We start from the raw sequence: 6,093 nt of genomic DNA, 5'->3' as shown, positions 1-6,093 counted from the left end.
CGACGCGACCGGCGGCCGGGACGCGGGCCGGGCCCGGGCGCGCTCCGGCGGCCAGGCCGCCGAGGACGCGCGGCGGTCGGCCCGCGCGCCGCGCTCGCGTTACGTCGACATCCCGGTCACCATCCGGGGATGACCGCGCCGATCGCCCCCCAGCATCTGCTCACCGTCGGGATCGACGTCGGCGGCACGAACATCCGCGCGTCGGTCGTCGACAGCGCGGGCGAGGTGCTCGACACCGTGCAGTCCCCGACCCCGCACGCGGCGCGTGCCCTCGAGGACGCCATCGCCCGCTCGGTCGACGAGCTGCGCACGCGGCACCCCGTCGCGGCGGTCGGCCTCGCGGTGGCCGGCTTCCTCTCGGCGGACCGCTCGACGGTCCGGTTCGCCCCGCATCTGCCCTGGCAGGACGACGCGGTCGCGGCGCGGCTCACCGGGCGGCTCGGCCTGCCGGTCATCCTCGAGCACGACGCGAACGCGGCAGGCTGGGCCGAGTACCGGTTCGGCGCGGCCGCGGGCGGGCACACGGTGGTGCTGGTCGCCATCGGCACCGGCATCGGCGCGGCGCTGCTCATCGACGGCACGCTCTATCGCGGCAGTCACGGGGTCGCCCCGGAACTCGGTCATCTGCAGGTGGTGCCGGGCGGGCGCGGCTGCCCGTGCGGCAAACGCGGGTGCTGGGAGCGCTACTGCAGCGGCACCGCGCTGGCCGACACCGCGGTCGAACTGCTGGCCACCGAGCCGTTCCGCTCGGTGCTGGCCCACGACGTGCGCCGCGACCCCGGCTCGCTGACCGGGCGCCGGGTGGCGGGCGCCGCCCAGGACGGCGACCCGCTCGCGCTGGCGGCGATGGCCGACTTCGCCCGCTGGCTCGGGCTGGGGCTCGCCTTCGTCAGCGACCTGTTCGACCCGGACCTGATCGTGATCGCCGGCGGCGTGTCGAGTTCGGCGCCGCTGTTCCTCGACGACGCCCGCGAACACTACGCCCGCTCGGTCACCGGCGCGGGGCACCGGCCGCTGGCCCGGTTGCGGACCACCCAGCTCGGCGAGGCCGCCGGGATGATCGGCGCGGCCGAGCTGGCCCGCGCCGAACTCGGCGCCCCGGTGGCCGGCGGCCCGGCGCGACAATGATCACACCGGGGTGACCGGCGCGGCATCTCGGGTTGGATGTGACCTGCGACCAGCGGTAAAGTCGGGTTTGCGACGAGGCAGCACATCATGATCCCGGTTCCGAGGAAAGGACACCATGTTCTACTGGTTGCTCAAATTCGTCTTCCCGGGACCGTTCATGCACCTCTACAACCGGCCGATCGTCGAAGGTGTGGAGAACGTGCCCGCCGACGGGCCGGCGATCATGGCCGGTAACCACCTGTCCTTCGCCGACTGGCTGTTCGCCCCGCTGCTGAGCCCCCGCCGGATCAGCTACCTCGCCAAGGCCGAGTACTTCACCACCCCCGGGATCAAGGGGCGTCTGCAGAAGTTCTTCTTCAGCGGCACCGGCCAGTACCCGATCGACCGCAGCGGCGCCTCGGCCGCCGAGGACGCGCTCAACGCGGCCCGCCGCCTGCTGGACAAGGGCATGCTCGTCGGCCTGTACCCGGAGGGCACCCGCTCCCCCGACGGCCGCCTGTACAAGGGCAAGACCGGCATGGCCCGCCTCGCGCTCGAGACCGGTGTCCCGGTCATCCCCGTCGCCGTCATCGGCACCGACGTCGTCTCCCCGCCCGGACCGTTCCGCTGGCGGCGGCACCGGGTCGTCCTGAAGTTCGGCAAGCCCCTCGACTTCTCCCGCTACGAGGGCATGGCGGGCAACCGGTTCGTCGAGCGCGCGGTGACCGACGAGGTCATGTACGAGCTCATGCGCCTGACCGGCCAGGAGTACGTGGACGTGTACGCGCACAGCCTGAAGAAGGGCGTGCCCTCGGGTTCGGCCCCGGCCGCCGACGCCGCGCGCATCCCCGACACCGCCGCGGGCTGACCCGGGCGAGATCCAGCTCACAGCTTCAGCTTTCGACAAGCACCCGGTAAGCGGCACCGGCCAGACTCTGCGTCATGTTCAAGCAATTGCTGGCCGCGGCGGGTGTCGGTGGCGCCGAGGTCGAGACCGAACTGTTCACGCCCGGTGTGCAACCCGGCGGCCTGGTCGAAGGGGTCATCCGTCTGCGTGGCGGCAAGGTCGCCCAGGACGTCGGGCAGGTCGCGATCGAGTTCGTCACCCGCGCGGAGCAGGAGTACTCCGACGGCGAGGAGACCGTGTCCACCGTCGGTTTCGGCCGTGGCGCGGTGACCGGGCCGTTCACCCTGCATCCGGGGCAGCTCGCCGAATTCCGGTTCGGCGCACCGGCTCCGCTGGAGACGCCGATCACCTTCTACAACGGCCGCGTGCTGCCGGGCGCCTACGTCGCGGTGCGCACCGTGGTCGAGATCCGGGGCGCGGTCGACGCCGCCGACACCGACCCGATCGGCATCGGCGCCCTGCCCGCCCAGCACGTGCTGCTGGAGGCCGTGGAACGCATGGGGTTCCCGCTGGTGCGCACCGACGTGGAGGCGGGCCACATCCGCGACACCCCGCAGACGCTGCCGTTCTATCAGGAGATCGAGTTCGGCCGGTCGCCGCACTTCCCCAGGGTCAACCAGCTCGAGGTCACCTTCGTCCCGGCCGCGCACGGCATGAGCGTGGTGCTCGAGGCCGACATCGACGGCGGCTGGCTGCGCGAGGACCGCGACGGGATCGGCATCCTCTGGGTGGACTACGACCGGCTCGGTCATCACGACTGGTCCGCCGAGATCCACCACCGGCTGGGCACTCTCGGCGCCCTGCACTGATCCCGGCCCCGTCCTCCCTTCCGCCCTGCCCGACCCCGCCGCCCGGCTACACTGCACTCGCCGGTGGGAGGGCGGGCCGTGAAGCGGGGTGGCGAGCGTCGGCGGGTCAGTGAGGTGGACATGATGGGTCGGGAAACCGGTGCGAAGGTCATGCCGTTCGCCCGGCGTGGCGACCGGACTCCCCCGCCGCGCACCGGGCTCCCCCCGACCGGGAAGTTCGCCCGCGGCGCGAAACTGGCGGCGGTGCCGGTGGCCCACGCGGGCCGCCGGATCGCCGGGCTCGGCCGCCGCGTCGCGGGCAGGCCGAGCGACGAGGTGTCGCGCGAGATCCAGGCCCGCACCGCCCAGCACCTGTTCGACGTCCTCGGCGAGCTCAAGGGCTGCGTGGCGAAGCTGGGCCAGCTGCTCGGCCTGCTGGAGTTCGGGCTGTCCCGGGAGATGGCGGTGCCGTACCGGGAAGCCCTGACCCGCCTGCACAATTCGGCGCCCGCCATGCTGCCCGGTGCCCTGCACGCCGAGCTGGCGACCCATCTGGGGCCCACCTGGCGCACCCTGTTCCGCGAGTTCGACGACCGCGCCCACGCCGCCGCCTCCGTCGGTCAGGTGCATCGCGCGGTCTGGCACGACGGCACCCCGGTCGCGGTCAAGGTGATGTATCCGGGCGCGCGCCGCGCGGTGCTCAACGACCTGCAGGTGCTGTGCCGGGCCGCGCCGCTGCTGGCGGCGCTGCTGCCCGGCGCGGACACCCGCGCGGTCGTGGAGGCGCTGTGCGCGGAGATCCGCGACGAGCTCGACTACGCGCGCGAGGCCGCCAACCAGCGCGCCTTCGCCGCCGCCTTCGCCGGGGACCCGGACGTCACCGTGCGGCGGGTGATCGCCCAGCACGGGGACGTCATCGTCACCGAGTGGATGGACGGAAGGCCCCTCGACAGCGTCATCGCGGCGGGCGACCGGGCCGAACTGGACCGGATCGGCGTGCGGATCATGCGCTTCCTGTTCTCCGCGCCCGCCCGCGCCGCCCTGATCTACGGCGACCCGCACCCCGGCAACTTCCTGCTCATGCCCGACGGCACCCTCGGCGTGGTCGACTTCGGCGCCTGCACGCCGTGGCCCGCCACCTTCCTCGCCGCCGCCGGTGACGTGGCCGCCGCGGTCATCACCGGCGCCCACACCGAGCTGGAGGACGCGATGCGCAGGCACGGATTCGTCGCGCCGGGAAGAGAACTCGACGTGGCCACGGTGGCCGCGCGGCTGGCGCCCTTCCGGGACGCCCTGCTCGCACCCACCTACCCGCTGACCTCGGACTGGCTGCGCGAACAGGTCCGCCTCGTGGTCGATCTGCGCCTGACCAACGTGCTGCGTCAGCTGACCATGCCCGCCGTGCACACCCCGATCCTGCGCTCGTTCCTGGGCGGGATCGCCGTGCTGTGCCGGCTGCACACCGAGGTGCCGCTGCGGGAGGAATGCACCCGCTGGTACCCCGAGACGGCGGCCGCCGCGGGTTTGTGAGACCGGGTGCGACGTACCGAGCGCGCGAAGCGCCCGGCTGTGGTTAGCTATCCTGCCATGGGCACGCCGCATTCTGTCTTCGCCGAAGAATATCTCCCCCGTGACACCGCGGATGTCGTTCGCACTGTACGGGATTCACGGGATCGCGCGGAGCGTCTGACCGTCCGTGGCGGCGAGCAGACCGAAGAGTCCTACGGGCTGCCCGATCAGCAGGCCGTCCTGTCGCTGCGCAAGATGAACGCGGTGCTCGACATCAACCTGGGCAGGCGCACCGTGCGTGTCCAGGCGGGCGCCAAGCTGTCCGACATCGATCGCCGCCTCGGCGCGCACGGCCTCGGCCTGCCCGTGGTCGGCGACCACCGCGACATCACCGCGGGCGGGTTCGCGTCGGTGGGCGGGGTCAGCACCGCCTCGCACCGCTACGGCATGTTCATCGATCAGATCTCCGATCTCGAGTACGTCGACACCGACGGTCGCCTCGGCACCTGCGGGCGCACCCACCACACCGAGCGCTTCCACCGGATCCTCGGCGCCGGCGGCCGGGCGGGCATCATCACCGCGATCACCCTGGACGTGGTCGAGGTCGACAAGGACCACACCTGGCTGACGTCGGACTCCGACCGGTTCCTCGACTTCGACTCCTTCGTCGAGCACGCGACCACCGAGATCGCCAACCCCGGCAGCGCCGCCCTGCAGGTGGGCCGCTGGGTCGACACCGCGCCGCTGAAGGTCGCGCGGCCCGTCGGCACCGGTCAGGTGACCCTCGGCGCGGTCCGGTTCGGTCAGTGGTCGAGCCTGTACCCCACCGCCCCCACCCGCGGCCTGCGGGCCCGCCGCGAGGTCGGTTCGCGCACCCGCAAGTCGCTGGGCGCGATCGCCTCGGCCGCGGGCGGCCGCGCCGGCATGCCGGTGCGCAACGCGGCCGCGGGCGCGCTCATGTTCGCGCCCAAGGTGCTTACCATCCGCGACGCCGAGTATCTGGCCGACACGGTCATCAGTTCCTCCGAGCGTGGTCCCGCCTACCGCGTGGCCGTTTTCGCGCCCCTGTCGAACTACAGCGCCGTTTTCTACGGCCTCCACGACCTGTTCGCCGGTAACCGCGAGCGCACCGGCTGCTTCACCGTGATCTCGGCGATGACCTACGGCGTCCGCTCGGCCTACCTGCGTGCCGAGGCCGCCGCCCGCGGCCTCGCCCCCGCCGACTACGGCCTCATCAGCTTCACCTGCCGCCTCCGCCCCTCGGCCCTGCCCTCGGAGCAGCTGCGCGACATCGTGTCCTCCATCGACGACCTGTGCCGCGGCGAACACGCCCTGCGTTATTCGGGCGAGCTCCCCCTGGGCAACGTCAACGGCTGACCCGCCACCCCGACTCCCCCGTGAGGCCCGCACCACGAACCCGGTGCGGGCCTCACGTCTTCACCGCTGCCGCCCCGCACCACCGCCACCACTCCCGGCGCCGACCCCGGGAAGATCCAGCGGGCGATGCGATCACCACCCGACGCAACCACCCACGGGCCGACCCCGGAAGAATCCAGCGGCGATGCGATCACCACCCGGCGCAACCACCCACCGGCCGACCCCGAGGAGGCCCCGGTCGGGGCCCGAGGAGCCCCGACTCGAGCGCGCCAGCGCTCCATGTCTCAGTGCTTCTCGGCACCCAGGTAGTACTCGAACACCAGGCCGCCCGCGGCGATCAGTATGAGCAGCACGCCGAGCCCGATCAGCCAGAACTGGAAGAAGGCCAGGCCGAGGGCGGTGACC

6 protein-coding genes are annotated in these 6,093 nt (G+C 72.7%); 5 read left to right on the top strand and 1 reads right to left on the bottom strand.

Features of this window, described 5'->3' with window-relative positions; genetic code table 11:
* Window positions 1-129 precede the first annotated feature (129 nt).
* From ON36_RS08155 to ON36_RS08135, 5 genes are all read left to right on the top strand, one after another.
* Window positions 130-1,128, top strand: coding sequence for an ROK family protein (locus tag ON36_RS08155; RefSeq protein ID WP_043649834.1), 999 nt, complete (start codon window positions 130-132; stop codon window positions 1,126-1,128).
* A gap of 115 nt (window positions 1,129-1,243) precedes the next feature.
* A complete protein-coding gene (locus ON36_RS08150; protein WP_043649831.1) occupies window positions 1,244-1,975 on the top strand; it encodes a lysophospholipid acyltransferase family protein in 732 nt (243 codons plus the stop codon).
* 74 nt (window positions 1,976-2,049) lie between these two features.
* The gene (locus ON36_RS08145) at window positions 2,050-2,823 is read left to right on the top strand and encodes a sporulation protein (RefSeq protein ID WP_043649828.1); all 774 of its coding nucleotides are present in this window, start codon (window positions 2,050-2,052) and stop codon (window positions 2,821-2,823) included.
* Window positions 2,824-2,943: 120 nt separating this feature from the next.
* Window positions 2,944-4,332 carry an ABC1 kinase family protein gene (locus tag ON36_RS08140; RefSeq protein ID WP_245557992.1) on the top strand — a complete coding sequence of 463 codons (1,389 nt, stop codon included), beginning with the start codon at window positions 2,944-2,946 and terminating at the stop codon, window positions 4,330-4,332.
* Between the two features lie 57 nt (window positions 4,333-4,389).
* Window positions 4,390-5,688, top strand: a complete 1,299-nt coding sequence (locus tag ON36_RS08135) for an FAD-binding oxidoreductase (RefSeq protein ID WP_043649825.1) — start codon at window positions 4,390-4,392, stop codon at window positions 5,686-5,688.
* 284 nt (window positions 5,689-5,972) lie between these two features.
* Here ON36_RS08135 and ctaF read toward each other — a convergent pair.
* Window positions 5,973-6,093 (bottom strand): aa3-type cytochrome oxidase subunit IV (gene ctaF / locus ON36_RS08130; protein ID WP_043649821.1); only part of this gene is annotated, 121 nt, incomplete at its 5' end.

This window comes from Nocardia thailandica NBRC 100428 (genome assembly GCF_000308795.1).
GTDB classification, from domain to species: Bacteria; Actinomycetota; Actinomycetes; order Mycobacteriales; family Mycobacteriaceae; genus Nocardia; species Nocardia thailandica.
Note: the sequence above shows the minus strand (reverse complement) of the source record. Positions and strands in the feature narration are given on the sequence as shown.

Coding starts and splice junctions, on each gene's coding strand:
- ON36_RS08145 (WP_043649828.1), top strand. CDS start 2,050: ATGTTCAAGCAATTGCTGGCCGCGGCGGGTGTCGGTGGCGCCGAGGTC.
- ON36_RS08150 (WP_043649831.1), top strand. CDS start 1,244: ATGTTCTACTGGTTGCTCAAATTCGTCTTCCCGGGACCGTTCATGCAC.
- ON36_RS08135 (WP_043649825.1), top strand. CDS start 4,390: ATGGGCACGCCGCATTCTGTCTTCGCCGAAGAATATCTCCCCCGTGAC.
- ON36_RS08140 (WP_245557992.1), top strand. CDS start 2,944: ATGATGGGTCGGGAAACCGGTGCGAAGGTCATGCCGTTCGCCCGGCGT.
- ON36_RS08155 (WP_043649834.1), top strand. CDS start 130: ATGACCGCGCCGATCGCCCCCCAGCATCTGCTCACCGTCGGGATCGAC.